This is a genomic window from Thauera sp. ZXT1-4 (assembly GCF_052598215.2).
The window spans coordinates 42,784-57,748 of the sequence record NZ_JBQWSN020000020.1; the positions used below are offsets into that span (position 1 = coordinate 42,784).

Sequence of the window (14,965 nt, forward strand, 5' to 3'; positions counted from 1 at the left end):
ATGTTTCATCGAATGCGGGGTCGTGACCCGTATTGGCGCCGCCGATGATCCGCTCTCAGGGGAGTACCCGCTCTCGAAGAAAGCGTGGGAAGCGCGGCTGACCGCTCGGGGTGAGTTCGCGGTAGCGATAGGTGACGAGCGCACCGAGCGGCGGCGGTGCGGCGCGCAGGGCGTCGGTGAGGCCGCTGCCGATACGAAAGCGGCGGCCGTCATCGGTCTCGACGAGCAGTGCGCCGACCTTGCCCTGGAGTCGGCCCTTGCCGGGGACGTAGCCGATGACGCGTGCCTCGGCGTCAAGCCAGGGCGTGAGCTTGCGTAAAGCGGCGCTGCGACCGGGCTCCCACTGCGCGTCGGCACGGTGGAGCATCAGCCCTTCGCCGCCACCGGCCAAGGTCTCCTCGAGCATGCGCTGCAAGGCAGCGCGGTTGGCTATGCGCTGCTGCGGCACCAGTTGCAGCCAGGGGCACGCGGTGCTGGCGACGATCTGCCGCAGCGCCTGTAGCCGGGTGCTGAAATCGCCCGCGCCGCCGGGCTGGTCGAAGAGCATGTAGCGCACGTGGCGCCAAGCGGGGTCATGCGGATCCTCGCGGCGGATCAGGCCTGAGAGTGCGTCGAAATTTCGGCGGTCGATCCAGAGTTCGCCGTCCAGCGGCGTTGCGGGCAGCGCGGCGATGAACCACGCGGGGGTGACGATATCGCGCCCGCTGCGAAAGCGTAGCCGTTGTCCGTCCCACAATGCGCGCACGCCGTCGAGCTTCTCGCTGATCCAGTAACCGGCGGGGTCGAGCTTTCCGTCGTCATGCAGCGCGAGCATTGCCGGCGGTGCGCTGGCCTGCACGGCGTCTGTGGCCTGGGCGAAACCGGCGGTCGGCAGCAGGCAGGTGGCGATGGCCAGGGCGCAGAGGCCGGGACCGATGCGTGCTCGGAACGTGGCGATGGAAGCGCACATGACAGAGTCTCTGTAAATGACGAAAGCATTGTAGGAGACGGTGGGCGATGCTGCCAGCGCGGCCTCTGCGGTGCGAGTGCTGGATCAGCGTGCGTGCGCGATCTGCTTTTCCCGGTACATCGCGCAGTCCGCACGTTGCATCAACGCTGGGGCGCTGTCGCCATCGCGCGGATACAGCGCGACACCGATGCTGCCCGAGATGATGATGCGCTGACCGTGGATGTCGAAGGGGCTGGCGAGGGCGGTGTGCAGCTTGCCGGCGACGTTGTCGGCGTCCTCGTCGGCTGCGATCATCGGCAGCAGTACGACGAACTCGTCGCCGCCGATCCGAGCTGCGGTGTCGGACTCGCGCACCAGGCCCTGCAGACGCTGGGCGACTGCTTGCAGAAGGGCGTCGCCGATGTCGTGGCCGTACCGGTCGTTGACCGGTTTGAAGCCATCCAGATCGATGAACAGGACCGCCAGCAGATGATGGTTGCGCTGGGCGGCGGCAAGCGCACGTTCGAGGCGCTCGAACAGCAGTGCGCGGTTGGGTAGACCGGTGAGCGTGTCGTGCTGCGCGAGGTGCTTGATCTTCTCCTCTGCTTCGATTCGCGCCGTGATGTCGTTGACGATGTTCAGGGTTGCGGGCCGCTCGTTCCAGCGGATCGACACGCCGCTGGTTTCTGCCCACAGCAGGCGGCCCGATTTGTGTACGAGCCGCAGCGGATAGCGCTGCTCAGCTTCCTCTCCGGTGATACGCCTGGTGTGGTTCTCGCGCGCACGCTGCTGGTCGTCTGGGTGGATCAATCCTTCTATGGCGTCGATCCGCGCCAGTTCGCGCATGTTGTAGCCGACGGGTTCGTGGAAGGCCGGATTGCAATACACCACCCGCTCGTCCTGCACCACGATGATGCTCTCGTGCGCCATTTCCACCAGCGAGCGGTAGCGCTCCTCACTCTCCTTGAGCGCCTGCTCTGCGCGCTGGCGCGCTGCAATATCCTCGCCCAACTGTTTGCCGAGTGCGGCCAGGCGCTGGTTCACCCCACGCAGGTGCCGGATCCAAAGATAGGCCAACAGCAGCAAGAGGAAGAGGCCTGCGCTGATCCGGAGGAGGAGGAGGCGGTCAACCCCGGATGCAACATCGATCGCGACGTGCCGGTTGACGATCTCGTCGACCTCCTCTGGCGTCAGGGATGCGATTGCGGCGTCGAGCGCGGCAAGCAGCTCCGGGCGCTTGCCGACGATGCCGATGCGCATGCGGTTGCCGTACGCGGGTACCTCGCCGGCGATCCTGAGGTTGAACCAACCTTCGGTCTTGATCGTGTGTGCGACGATGGTGAGGGCACGCAGGGTGAGTTCAGCTTCGCGCTGCTCGACCATGCCGAGGGCTTCCGCCTCCGAGGCGACCGGCAGGATACGCAACCCGGGGAAGTCACGTCCGACCTGCTCGATGATCGAGGTCGCCGTAGGTAGCGCGATCATCGTCCCGGCGGGCAGGTCCGCCAGGCTGGCGATGTCCGGGTGTTCGGCGCGGGTGATGATGACGTTGCGGTCGAAGAAGTATGGGCGGGTGAAACTGAGCCAGCCCGCTCGCTCCGGCGTCTCGTTGAGGAAGGAAAGGGCGTCGCACTTGCCGGTACGGGCCAGTGACAGACTCTCATCCCAACTGGTGCTTTGGACGATGCTCAGGCGCAGGCCGGCACGTGCCGCGATCAGCCGGGTCAGGTCGGCGGCGATGCCGCGATGGCGGCCCTGTTCGTCCAGCCATTCATAGGGAGCCCAGTCGGGATCGATGCACAGGCGCACGTTTGCGCCCTCGCCCGCCGCGGTGGCGGATGGGCCAGGCTCGGCGCCGATTGCCAGCTTGAACGCGACGGCAAACATCAGTCCAAGAAGCAGGGCGCACAAGCGTTTTCGAGCACCATACCGTGCGCATGCGCTTGGGGCTGAACGGTTGCTTGTCGAGGCCGCCGCTCGCGGGTTCGTTGTCGGGAAGGGCTTGGGGGATGCCCAGCAGGGGGAGACGCGAGGAGTCACGGGGGATGAGGTGGTGGATTCGCGCGCACAGCCGCTCTGCCGGCCCGGCATGGTTGTCCGGCAGGTGGTCGCGCTCGTCCGGATTGTGCCATTCGCCCGAAACCACCCGGTAGTGTGCTTTTACACACAGGCTAAAAAATACTCGTGATGGCCCTGCCTGACCTTGGTAGCGATGATCGGGGAGGTCGCGGGGCGACGGCTGGGGCAACGACCCGTCTGAACGGAGGGCGCCGGTGACTGCGTTCTTTTTTCATGCCCTGGGCACGTTCCTGCCCAGGGGGCGTTCGGGATGGGGGCGCGCAGAAGCGCCCGCCGCGCGCTTCAGGCCGCCTTTTCTGCTGGCGCCTCTGCGCGCGCCGGCTGCAGGCGATTGATGCCGCTGATGATGGCGCGGATCGATGCGGTGACGATGTTGCCGTCCACCCCCACGCCGTAGCGGTCGCCGCCTTGCCCGCCTGCCTCGGTGAGCTCGAGGAAGGCGCAGGCCTGGGCGTTGCCGCCGTCCTCGCTGGGGGTGATCGAGCGCTCCTCGAAGCTGCGCACCTGGACGTCAATGCCGGCGCCGCGCAAGGCGTGGATGGCGGCGTCGATCGGGCCATTGCCCTCGCCTACGAGCATGTGTCGGGTGCCGCCGATCTCCACCACCAGGCGGATGCCCTGTGCCTCGCCGTGCTCGAACAGATGGTGCTCGACGTAGCGCACCGGCGTGACGGTGTCGAGATAAGTGCTGCGGAAGAGGTTCCAGATTGCCGACGCCGACATTTCGCCGCCGCTGGCGTCGGTGACCTGCTGCACCTCGCGCGAGAACTCCACCTGCAGGCGGCGCGGCATGGCGATGCCGTACTCGGTCTCGAGCAGGTAGGCGATGCCGCCCTTGCCGGACTGGCTATTCACCCGGATCACGGAGTCGTAGCTGCGGCCGACGTCGGCGGGGTCGATCGGGAGGTAGGGTACGTTCCACGGTGCATCCGCCTTGTGGGCGGTGAATCCCTTCTTGATGGCGTCCTGGTGGGAGCCGGAGAAGGCCGTGAATACGAGATCCCCCACATAGGGGTGGCGTGGGTGGATGGGCAACTGGTTGCAGTACTCGACGGTGCGTGCAACCGCGTTGATGTCGGAAAAGTCGAGCCCGGGCGCGACGCCCTGCGTGTACATGTTGAGCGCGAGGGTGACGATATCGACGTTGCCGGTGCGCTCGCCGTTGCCGAACAGGCAACCCTCGACGCGGTCGGCGCCGGCCATCATGCCGAGCTCGGCGGCGGCGATGCCGCTACCGCGGTCGTTGTGCGGGTGGAGCGAGAGCACGACGCCGTCACGACGCGCGAGGTTACGGTGCATCCACTCGACCTGGTCGGCGTAAACGTTGGGCGTCGACACCTCGACGGTGGCCGGGAGGTTGAGGATGACCTTGTTGTCCGGCGTCGCGCCCCATTCCGCGGTGACGGCGTCGCAGACTTCCTTGGCGAAGTCGAGCTCGGTGGCGGAGAAGGTCTCCGGGCTGTACTCGAGGCGGATCTCGGTGCCGCACTCCGTCCTCATTTGCTCGCCGATCTGCTTGATGAGCCGTACCGCCGACACCGCGAGCGCCACCACCTGCGGCTTCTGCATGCCGAACACGACCTCGCGGAAGGTGGGCGAGGTGGCGTTATAGACGTGGATGATCGCCCGCGGCGCGCCGCGTACCGACTCCATGGTGCGGCGGATGAGGTCCTCGCGCGCCTGGGTGAGCACCTGAATGGTGACGTCCGCCGGGATGTGACCGCCCTCGATGAGGGTGCGCACGAAGTCGAAGTCGGTCTGCGAGGCGGACGGAAAGCCCACCTCGATCTCCTTGAAGCCGATGTCGCACACGGTGCGGAACATGCGCATCTTGCGCTCGACGTTCATGGGCTCGAACAGCGCCTGGTTGCCGTCGCGCAGGTCGGTGCTCATCCAGATCGGGGCGCGGTCGATGACCTTGTTCGGCCACTGGCGGTCGGCGAGCGCGATCGGGGCGAAGGGGCGGTATTTGGCGGCGGGATTCTGCAACATCATGGCGCGGTCCTCGGGGGGCGTGGCGTTATTCGATGGACGAAAGTTTACGCGGCCAGCTGAGGCAGACGATTGCGTTGTTGCGCTGCAAAAGGGTATCTTTGCGCAGAAAGATTTACGAAGTTGAGCTTTCGCGCAAGAATGTGCTTCACATGTGAAATGGGGCGCCCGATCATGCAACTCGACCGCTACGACCGTCAGATTCTGGGCCTGCTGCAGCAGGATGGCCGCATCAGCAACCAGGAGCTCGCGGATCGCATTGCGCTCTCGCCCTCGGCCTGCCTGCGCCGGCTGCGCGCGCTGGAGGAGTCCGGCTTGGTGATCGGCTACCGTGCGCTGCTCGATGCGAAGAAGCTCGGTCTGTCGCTGATGGCGCTGATCCACATCTCGATGGACCGCCATACGCCGGAGCGCTTCGCTCACTTCGAGGCGGAGGTCGAGAAGATCCCGCAGGTGCTCGAATGCCTGCTGATCACTGGCCAGGACGCCGACTACCAGCTGAAGGTCATCGTCGCCGACATGGACGGCTACCAGGAACTGCTGCTCAACCGCATCACCCGCATTCCTGGGGTGACCGGGGTGCATTCGAGCTTCGTGCTGCGGCGGGTGATCGACAAGACGGCGTTGCCGGTCGGGGGATGAGCGGCTCCGCGCAGAAACGCGACGGCGGCGAGCATTGCCCGCGGCCGTCGCGTTCTCGGCTGTCCGCCGTGCTTACTTGCCCGCGTTCGGGAAGAACAACTGCTCGCCTTCGATCTTGTACGACGCGATCGCGTCCTGCCCGGCAGGTGACACCACCCATTCCACGAACTTGCGTGCCTCGGCCGTCTTCACATGTGGGTGGCGTTCCGGATTCACCACCATCACGCCGTACTGGTTGAAGAGGCGGGTGTCTCCCTCGACCAGCACCGCGAGGCCTGCGCGGTTCTTGAAACTGAGCCAGGTGCCGCGGTCGGCGAGCACGTAGGCGCCGCTCGATGCCGCCATGTTCAGCGCCGGACCCATGCCGCAGCCGCATTCCTTGTAGCCGGCGCCCTTGTTGTCGACCCCGGCGGCCTTCCAGTAGCGCAGCTCGGCGGCGTGCGTGCCGCTCTTGTCGCCGCGCGACACGAAATTGCCGTTGGTGGCGGCCAGCTTCTGCAGGGCGGCGGTGATGTCCTTGCCGTGGGTGCCGGCCGGGTCGTCCTTGGGACCGATCAGTACGAAGTCGTTGTACATGACCTTGCGGTGCTCGATGCCGTGGCCTTCGTCGACGAACTTCTGCTCCGCTGCGGCGTCGTGCACGAACACCACGTCCGCATCACCGCGGCGGCCGACATCCAGGGCCTGGCCGGTGCCGAGCGCAACGACCTTCACGTCGATGCCGGCAGCCTGTTTGAACTGCGGCAGAATGTGCCCGAAAAGGCCGGACTGCTCGGTCGACGTGGTCGAGGCGACGACGATGGAGGGGCCTTCGGCCTGCGCGGACAACGGCAGCAGCGCGAGCAGGCTGGCGGCTGCAGCGGTGCGGAGGTGCTTGCGCGACAATGCTGCGAGTAGGGACGTCATGTGGGTGTCTCCTTTGGTTAGCTCCGGGGTGGGCGCTGGTTTTCCTGGGGCTGTGGCATTGCCCGGCGTCCTCGTGTTGCGCCAATCTATGGAGCCTGGAAACCGCGATCAATATGAAAAGAAATGCATAGGATCAGCCTCAACTACACGCTCGGGACCGAAGCCGCACCGGCGCTGATCCGCAATCCGCTGCTCGATCTGCTACAGGCGGTCAGCGACCAGGGGTCGATCTCGGCCGCCGCGCGCCAGCTCGGCCTGTCGTATCGCCACGTCTGGGGTGAGCTCAAGCGCTGGGACGCGGCGCTCGGCCAGCCCCTGATCCTGTGGGAGAAGGGCCAGGCCGCGCGCCTGACCGACTTCGGCGCCAAGCTGCTGTGGGCCGAGCGCCAGGCCCAGGCGCGCCTGCTGCCGCAGATCGAGGCCTTGCGCGCCGACCTGGAGCGCGCCTTCGCCGTGGCCTTCGACGAAAGCGCGCACGTGCTCACCTTCCATGCCAGCCACGATGAGGCGCTCGTGGCACTCGCCGAGCATGCGCGGCAGGCGCGACTGCATCTGGACATCCGCTTTTCCGGCAGCGTGGATGCGATTCGCGCGCTTAACGAGGGGCGCTGCGAGATGGCGGGCTTTCATGTGCGCATCGCGCCCGCCCAGGGTTCGCTGACGCAGCGCACCTATAAGCCGCTGCTGCGCCCCGGGCGGCACAAGCTGATCGGCTTTGCGCGCCGCAGGCAGGGCTTGATCGTGGCGCCCGGCAATCCGCTCGGGCTCGAGACCTTGGCCGACCTGGCCGACAAGGGCGCGCGCTTCGTCAACCGCGCGCTGGGTACCGGCACCCGCGTGCTATTGGACGAACTGCTGGCCGAGGCGGGGATCGCCCCCGAGCGCATCCGCGGATACGCCGAGGTCGAGCCCTCGCATGCGGCGGTGGCGCGCGCAATCGCCACCGGGCGCGCGGATGCGGGTTTCGGTATCGAGGCCGGGGCGCAGGCGCTGGGGCTGGATTTCGTGCCGCTGGCCGAAGAGCAGTATTTCCTCGCGTGCCTCAAGAGCAGCCTGGCGCAGCCGGCGACGCAGGCCCTGCTCGATCTGCTGCGTACCGGGGCCTGGCAGCACAGCTTGTCCGCCCTGCCCGGCTACACGCCCGCGCGCAGCGGCGAGGTGCTGGCGATGAACCGCGAACTGCCGTGGTGGCGGTTCCGTCCGCGTGCCGTCGAGCATGCGGAGCGCGGGCCGCACGGCCATGGCCCTGCACCGGGCGCGGAGGTGGGCGTGGAGGTGGGCGGATGGAGCTGAAATGGCTGGAGGATTTTCTCAGCCTCGCCGAGACCGGCAGCTTTTCGCGCTCGGCCGAGCAGCGCCACGTGTCGCAGCCCGCCTTCTCGCGCCGCATCCGCGCGCTGGAGGCCTGGCTGGGTGCGCCGCTGGTCGATCGCAGCGCCTACCCGACGCAGCTCACCGCAGCGGGTGAGGCCTTCAAGGGCCCCGCGGCCGATCTCATCAGCCGGCTGCACTCGGCGCGTGCGCTGGCGCGCGGCCTGCAGCCGGTGGCCGGCGGCGTGCTCGCCTTCGCGGTGCCGCACACGCTCGCCTTTGCCTTCTTTCCGGCCTGGCTGGCGCGGCTGCGGCAGGACTTCGGCGCCGTGCCCACGCGGTTGATGGCGGGCAACGTGCATGACGTGGTCAGCAGCCTGGTCGAGGGCGGCTGCGACCTCCTGCTCTGCTACCACCATCCGGCCTACCCGGTGTGGCTGGACCCCGCGCGCTTCGACGGGCTCAAGCTCGCCACCGAGGCGGTGCGGCCCTATCTGCCGCGCAGTCTCGCCGCGAGCGGACGCTGGCGGTTGCCGGGCACGCCCGCAGCGCCGATTCCCTTCCTGCGATACGGACCGAACACCTACCTGCGCCGGATGGTCGACACCATCCTCGATCGCGCCGGCCAGCCCGCACATCTGGCGTTGCAGTACGAATCCGACATGGCCGAGAGCCTCAAGGCGATGCTGCTCGCCGGCCACGGCCTCGCGTTCCTGCCCGAGAGCGCGGTGGCGCGCGAGCTGGCGCGCGGCGAGATCGCGCCCGCCGGCGATGCGCGCTGGACGCTGGAGATGGAGGTGCGGCTGTACCGCGACCGCGCCAACACCCGGCCCGAGCTGCTGCGCCTGTGGGCGTACCTGACGGGCGCCGTGGAAGGTGGCGATCGGGGGTGACGGGGTGACCACGGGGGGCGACGCCCCCGGGTGCGTGAGCCCCAAGCGGCGGCATCCAAAGGTTATGCGTTGAACGCATGACCCGATGATCCAACGGCATCCACCCTGCGCGGCGGGGACAACAGAATGTGCGCTTCCCCACCCCGGAGACACCGCACATGAGCGCCACCCCCCCGAACCCCGCCTCCTTCGACAAGCTGGGCGGCCTGTCCTACCTCAACCCGGCCGCGCCCGAACCCTGGGCCAGCTTCGTGCAGCAGATCGAGCGTGTGCGCCCCTACCTCGGCTCGCTCGAGCGCTGGGTCGAGACCCTGATCCGCCCCAAGCGCACGCTGATCGTGGATGTGCCGATCGAGCGCGACGACGGCACCGTTGCCCACTTCGAGGGCTACCGCGTGCAGCACAGCCTGTCGCGCGGCCCGGGCAAGGGCGGTGTGCGCTTCCACCCCGACGTGACGCTCAATGAGGTGATGGCGCTCGCCGGCTGGATGACCATCAAGAACGCCGCGGTCGGCCTGCCCTTCGGCGGCGCCAAGGGCGGCATCCGCGTCGACCCCAACAGCGTCAGCAAGGGCGAGCTACAGCGCATCACCCGGCGCTACACCTCCGAGATCGGCGTGATCATCGGCCCCGATCGCGACATCCCGGCGCCGGACGTTGGCACCAACGCGATGACCATGGCGGTGATGATGGACACCTTCTCGATGAACCGCGGCGGCACCGCCACCGGCGTCGTCACCGGCAAGCCGATCGCGCTCGGCGGCAGCCTGGGCCGCCAGGAAGCCACCGGCCGCGGCGTGTTCATCACCGCGCGCGAGGCCGGCCGCACGATCGGCCTGCAGATCGACGGCGTGCGCGTGGTCGTGCAGGGCTTCGGCAACGTCGGCGGCATCGCAGCGCGCCTGTTCCACGAGGCCGGCGCGCGCGTGCTGGCGGTGGCCGACCATACCGCGACCCTGGCCAACGAGCACGGCATCGACATCCCCGCGGCGCTCGCGCACGTGGCCGCGAACGGCGGGCTCGCCGGCTTTCCGGGCGCCGCGCCGATCGACATCGAGGACTTCTGGCAGATCGAGTGCGACTTCCTCGTCCCGGCTGCGCTCGAGGGCCAGATCACCCCGGCGCGCGCCGAGCGCATCCGCACCCGTATCGTCGTCGAAGGCGCCAATGGTCCGACCACGCCGGCGGCCGACGATGTGCTGCGCGAACGCGGCGTGCTGGTGGTGCCCGACGTGCTGGCCAACGCCGGCGGCGTGACTGTGTCCTATTTCGAGTGGGTGCAGGACTTCTCGAGCTTCTTCTGGACCGAGGAGGAGATCAACGAGCGCCTCGAGCGCCTGATGGTCAACGCCTTCGCCGCGATCTCGCACGTGGCTGCCGACAAGAAGGTGTCGCTGCGCACCGCGGCTTTCATCATCGCCTGCCATCGCGTGCTCGAAGCGCGCGCCGAGCGCGGCCTCTACCCCTGATCGCAGTGCCGCCTCCCTTCATGCGGGGGCGGCGGGCGGCCTCGGGCCTGGCGTTGGGCCTGGCGTTGTCGCCGATCTGGGCCGCTGCGGGTATGCTCTCGGTCGGCCCGTTCGGGCGTGGTCGGGGACGGAGGGCAGGCTTGATCGAACGCGGAGTGAGGCGCCGGGAATGGCTCGGGCAGCGTGTCTGGCTGGCGCTGGCCCTGTGCTGCGTGTTCGCCGCGGCCGTGCAGGCCTATCGCATCAGCGAGCGGCTCGGCGCCGAACGCATGCGTGTGGAGGCCAATCATCGGCTGGAACTGCTCGCTGCGGCGGTCGATAGCATCATCCTGCGGCTTGAGCACATCCCCGGCACGCTCGAGCTCAACCCGGACCTTCGCGCCTGGCTGTTGGCGCCCGGCGACCCTGTGCTGGCGGCGCGGGTGCAAGCCTTCCTGCATGCGCTCAACGATCAGGTCGGCGCGCGCCTGATCTACCTGCTCGATGCCGATGGCCGGCTGCTGGCTGCGGCGGGTCGTGACACCTCGGCCGCTGCGCCGGGCGAGGACCTGTCCTTCCGCAGTTATTTCCGCTGGGCCCGGGGGGGGCTCACCGGGCGTGACTTCTCCGTGGGGGAGGCAGGCGAGGATGCGGGGTATTTCGTCTCGCGTCCGATCCGCGACGGTGAGGAGGTCGTCGGTGTCGTGGCGGTCAAGATCGATCTGGGGGTGCTGCAGCAGGCCCTTGAGGCGCTCGAGGAGCCCGCGCTGATCGCGGACAGCAATGGAGTCGTGATCATGAGCGCAGTCAGTGGCTGGCGCTACAGCGCACTCGAGCCGATGAGTGCGCTCGCCCATGCTACCGCGCGGGCCAGCCGGCTCTACGACGACGAGGAGATCGTGCCCTTTGTCGTCCCGCTGCCCCTGCGTACCGGCAGCCCCCCTAAGGAGGCGACTCTGCCCGCCCTGGTGCTGACCGCAGACGGCGCCGGCCGGCTCGACGCCGCACGTTATCGGGTGGTGCTCAAGCTGCTCGAGCGCACGGGCTGGCGCGTGGTCCTGTTCTCGAATCTGCGCAGCCTGCGTGCCGAAGCGTTCAGCCATGCAGCGCTGGTCTTCAGTGCGGGCACGGTCCTGCTCATGGCATTGGCCTATCTGCTGCAGCGGCGTCGTATCGTGCGTCAGAAGCTTGCTACCCAGGCACTGCTTGCAGAGGCCAACCGCGTTCTCGAGACCACCGTCGAGCGCCGTACGCGTTCGCTGCGCGAAACCAATGAGCGCCTGCAGCGTGAAGTCGCCGAACGTAAGGCGGCCGAGGCGGAACTGCGCACTGCACAGGACGAACTCGTCCATGCCGCCAGGCTCGCCGCGCTCGGGCAACTGGCCACGGGCATTACCCACGAGCTGTCGCAGCCGCTGGGCGCGCTGTCCACGCTCAACGACAATGCCGCCGAGTACCTGCGCCGTGGCGCCACAGACAAGGCGGCGCGCAACCTGGAACTGGTCGCCGAGATGGTGGGGCGCATGGATGGCATCATCACGCCGCTGCGCGACTTCGCCCGCAAATCGCCCGCTCAGCCGGGCGAGGTCCGGCTGAGCGAAGCGGTTGACGCCGCCCTGCGCCTGGTCGATCACCGGCTGCAGAAACAGGGTGTGGAGGTGGTGGCCCGGGTACCGGCGACGGCGCGGGTCTGGTGTGACCGTGGCCGCCTGGAGCAGGTGCTGGTCAATCTGTTCGGCAATGCGGCGGACGCGATGGAGGGGTGCCCGACGCGCAGGCTGACAATCGAGATCGAGGGTGTCGCCGACTGGCCCGACGCGATCGTGGTCAGCGACACAGGGAGGGGCCTCGCCGAAGGCGTGCGTGCACGCCTGTTCGAACCCTTCTTCAGCACCAAGCCACGGGGCGTTGGTTTGGGCCTTGGGCTGGCGATATCCCGCGACATCGTGCACGAGTTCGGCGGCACGTTGAGCGCGCGCAACGGCGAGGGTGGCGGGGCGAGCTTTCGTATCGGTTTGCCGCCGCACAAGGAGGACAAGGCATGAGCGAACACGCGGTTCTGCTCGTGGAGGACGACCCGCATCTGCGTCTCGGTTGCGAGCAGGCCTTCGAGATCGCGGGTATTCCGGCAGTTGCCGTGGGCTCGGCGGAAGAGGCGCGCCGTCACCTTGACGGCGCGGGGGTCGATGTCGTGGTGACTGATATGCGCCTCCCCGGCGAGGATGGCATGAGCCTGCTGCAATGGCTGCAGAGCCGGGATGAGAGCTTGCCGGTGATCATGATCACCGGCCACGGTGGCGTCAGTCATGCGGTGGAGGCGATGCGTGCCGGTGCCTACGATTTCATCACCAAGCCCTTCGCCTCGGCCCACCTGCTGGACGTGGTGCGGCGCGCCCTGGAGAAGCGCCGCCTGAGCCGCGAGGTTCAGCAGTTGCGCAGCCAGCTCGCACAGCGTGCGGGTGCAGGGCAGTACCTGATTGGCCAATCGCCGGCCATGGTGAAGCTGCGCGAACTGGTGACCAGCCTCGCCGACAAGGATGTGGACGTCCTGGTGCATGGCGAAACCGGCACCGGCAAGGAGCGGGTGGCGCGCTGCCTGCACGAGCTCGGTCGGCGCGCGCGCGGCAACTTCGTCGCGATCAACTGCGGCGGTCTGCCCGAGCATCTGCTCGACAGCGAGCTGTTCGGGCATGAGGCCGGCGCCTTCACCGGTGCGGCGCGTCGGCGCGTGGGGAAAATCGAACATGCCAGCGGCGGCACGCTCTTCCTCGACGAGATCGAGAGTATGCCGGTGCAGGCGCAGATCAAGCTGCTGCGCGTACTTCAGGAGCGCTGCCTGGAGCGCCTGGGCGGCAATCAGCTGGTTCCGGTAGATACCCGCATCGTGGCGGCCACCAAGGACGACCTGCGCCAGCGCGCGGACGAGGGCAGCTTCCGCGAGGATCTGTACTACCGCCTCAACGTGGTCATGATCGAGCTGCCGCCCCTGCGCGAGCGGCGCGAGGACATTCCGCTGCTGTTCCAGCATTTCCTGCAGCAGTCCGCGCAGCGCCATGACCTGCCGGTGCCCGAGTGCCCGCCCGAGCTGATGCAGCGCTTGCTTGCCCATCCCTGGCGCGGGAACGTGCGTGAACTGCGCAACATGGCGGACTGCATGGTGCTCGGGATCCGTCGCGAGGTGCTGGCGGAGGCCGACAGGGATGCGGTCGACCCGCCCTCGCTGGCCGAGGCGGTGGACGCCTTCGAGCGCAGCCTGATCGCTGCGGCACTGGCGCGTTGCGACGGCAACCTCACGCGCGCGGCTGCCAGCCTGCGTGTGGCGAAGACCACGCTGTTCGACAAGCTGCGCCGGCATGGGCTCGAGGGTGGTTCGATCGGGCGCTGACGGGCGCGATCGCGTGGCGCCTGCGTTCGGTTTTTCGGACGTCGCCAGGTCGATTTGTCCGAAAAGCCGAACGCGGGACGGCGCATGGATTGAAAAACCGTTTCAATTCATTAATTTGTTTTTTCTTCTGCCTGGCACGTTCGGTGCTAAGTATTTCCTCCGTGGGTTGCGGCATGGTGCCGCAGCTCATCGCATGCCCGAAGCACAACAGGGCAGGGATTCTTACAGGAGGAGTACACAATGAAAAAATTGAGCGCAATCGCCGCTGCCTTCGCCCTCGTGGGCACGATGGGTGCAACGCCCGCCGTCGCGCAGCAGCAGTTCGTCACCATCGGCACCGGGGGCGTGACCGGCGTGTATTACGCCGCCGGCGGCGCGATCTGCCGCCTGATCAACAAGGACCGCGCCCAGCACGGGTTGCGCTGCTCGGTGGAGAGCACTGGCGGCTCGGTGTACAACGTCAACACCATCAAGGCCGGTGAGCTCGACTTCGGCGTTGCCCAGTCCGACGTGCAGTACAACGCAGTCAAGGGCCAGGCCCAGTTCGCCGATTCCGGACCGGTCGCGGACCTGCGCGCGGTCTTCTCACTGCACCCGGAGCCGCTGACCGTGCTTGCGCGCAAGGAAGCGGGCGTGAGCACGATGGAGGGCTTCAAGGGCAAGCGCTTCAACATCGGCAACCCGGGCTCGGGCCAGCGCGCCACCATGGAAATGCTGATGCCGGCGCTGGGCATGAGCAAGGATGACTTCTCGCTTGCCTCCGAGCTCAAGCCCGACGAGCACGGCGCTGCCCTGTGCGACAACAAGATCGACGGCTTCGCCTACGTCGTCGGCCACCCGGCCGCCAACATCCAGGATCCGACCACCACCTGCGGCGCCAAGCTGGTGAACGTGACCGGTCCCGGCGTCGACAAACTCGTCGCGGAGCTGCCGTACTTCGCCAAGGTCACGGTGCCGGGCGGCATGTATGCCAACAATCCGAACCCGACGGAGACCTTCGGCGTGGTCGCGAGCTTCGTAACCTCGGCCAAGGTGCCGGCGGAGACGGTGTACACCATGGTCAAGGCCGTGTTCGACAATTTCGAAGACTTCAAGAAGCTGCATCCGGCCTTCGCCAACCTCCAGCCCGAGCACATGGTCAAGGATGGCCTCTCGGCGCCGCTGCATGAGGGCGCGGTGAAGTACTACAAGGAAAAGGGCTGGATGTAAGCCCTGAATAGCCTGCGGCCTTGGGGCCGCAGGCCGTTTCGTTTGTCCCGGCGCCTGCGGGCGCGTGCTCGGACCGTGTCGAGCCCTGAAGGGTGCACAACATGACTGATAACAAAGACAAGGCCAGCTTCGAGCTGTCCGACGAAGAACTGCAGAAGATCGTCGCCGAGGC

At 67.6% G+C, this 14,965-nt stretch carries 12 protein-coding genes; 7 read left to right on the forward strand and 5 right to left on the reverse strand.

The window, feature by feature from the left end:
- Nucleotides 1-55: 55 nt before the first annotated feature.
- From ACUH78_RS14195 to leuA, 3 genes are all read right to left on the reverse strand, one after another.
- The gene (locus ACUH78_RS14195; RefSeq protein ID WP_445333783.1) at nt 56-949 is read right to left on the reverse strand and encodes a DNA ligase; all 894 of its coding nucleotides are present in this window, start codon (nt 947-949) and stop codon (nt 56-58) included.
- Nucleotides 950-1,033: 84 nt separating this feature from the next.
- Nucleotides 1,034-2,839 carry a diguanylate cyclase domain-containing protein gene (locus ACUH78_RS14200; protein ID WP_445333784.1) on the reverse strand — a complete coding sequence of 602 codons (1,806 nt, stop codon included), beginning with the start codon at nt 2,837-2,839 and terminating at the stop codon, nt 1,034-1,036.
- 450 nt (nt 2,840-3,289) lie between these two features.
- Nucleotides 3,290-5,002 (reverse strand): 2-isopropylmalate synthase, encoded by a 1,713-nt coding sequence (gene leuA, locus ACUH78_RS14205; RefSeq protein WP_445333785.1) that lies wholly within the window; start codon nt 5,000-5,002, stop codon nt 3,290-3,292.
- A 171-nt stretch (nt 5,003-5,173) separates the two neighbouring features.
- On the opposite strand from leuA, the gene ACUH78_RS14210 reads away from it, so the two are divergent.
- Nucleotides 5,174-5,641 (forward strand): Lrp/AsnC family transcriptional regulator, encoded by a 468-nt coding sequence (locus tag ACUH78_RS14210; RefSeq protein ID WP_445333786.1) that lies wholly within the window; start codon nt 5,174-5,176, stop codon nt 5,639-5,641.
- Nucleotides 5,642-5,713: 72 nt separating this feature from the next.
- On the opposite strand, the gene ACUH78_RS14215 is transcribed toward ACUH78_RS14210, so the two are convergent.
- The gene (locus tag ACUH78_RS14215) at nt 5,714-6,547 is read right to left on the reverse strand and encodes an ABC transporter substrate-binding protein (protein WP_418365247.1); all 834 of its coding nucleotides are present in this window, start codon (nt 6,545-6,547) and stop codon (nt 5,714-5,716) included.
- A 123-nt stretch (nt 6,548-6,670) separates the two neighbouring features.
- On the opposite strand from ACUH78_RS14215, the gene ACUH78_RS14220 reads away from it, so the two are divergent.
- The 6 genes from ACUH78_RS14220 (at nt 6,671) to ACUH78_RS14245 (ending at nt 14,793) form a co-directional block, all read left to right on the forward strand.
- Nucleotides 6,671-7,840, forward strand: coding sequence for a substrate-binding domain-containing protein (locus ACUH78_RS14220; RefSeq protein WP_445333787.1), 1,170 nt, complete (start codon nt 6,671-6,673; stop codon nt 7,838-7,840).
- A complete protein-coding gene (locus ACUH78_RS14225) occupies nt 7,831-8,751 on the forward strand; it encodes a LysR family transcriptional regulator (RefSeq protein ID WP_418365245.1) in 921 nt (306 codons plus the stop codon). Before ACUH78_RS14220 ends, ACUH78_RS14225 begins: the two co-directional genes overlap by 10 nt.
- A gap of 158 nt (nt 8,752-8,909) precedes the next feature.
- A complete protein-coding gene (locus ACUH78_RS14230) occupies nt 8,910-10,220 on the forward strand; it encodes a Glu/Leu/Phe/Val family dehydrogenase (protein ID WP_445333788.1) in 1,311 nt (436 codons plus the stop codon).
- Nucleotides 10,221-10,360: 140 nt separating this feature from the next.
- Entirely contained in the window at nt 10,361-12,244 is a 1,884-nt protein-coding gene (locus ACUH78_RS14235) for a sensor histidine kinase (protein WP_445333789.1), read from the forward strand.
- On the forward strand, nt 12,241-13,584 hold the full coding sequence (locus ACUH78_RS14240; RefSeq protein WP_435751474.1) for a sigma-54-dependent transcriptional regulator: 1,344 nt from the start codon (nt 12,241-12,243) through the stop codon (nt 13,582-13,584). The genes ACUH78_RS14235 and ACUH78_RS14240 overlap by 4 nt, the downstream gene beginning before the upstream one ends.
- Nucleotides 13,585-13,824: 240 nt before the next feature.
- Nucleotides 13,825-14,793: a TAXI family TRAP transporter solute-binding subunit gene (locus tag ACUH78_RS14245; protein ID WP_418365241.1), complete on the forward strand. Its 969-nt coding sequence runs from the start codon at nt 13,825-13,827 to the stop codon at nt 14,791-14,793.
- Here the strand turns inward: ACUH78_RS14245 and ACUH78_RS14250 are convergent.
- Nucleotides 14,769-14,965, reverse strand: a 197-nt coding sequence (locus ACUH78_RS14250) for a hypothetical protein (RefSeq protein WP_445333790.1), incomplete at its 5' end; no start/stop codon positions are given. The genes ACUH78_RS14245 and ACUH78_RS14250 overlap by 25 nt on opposite strands.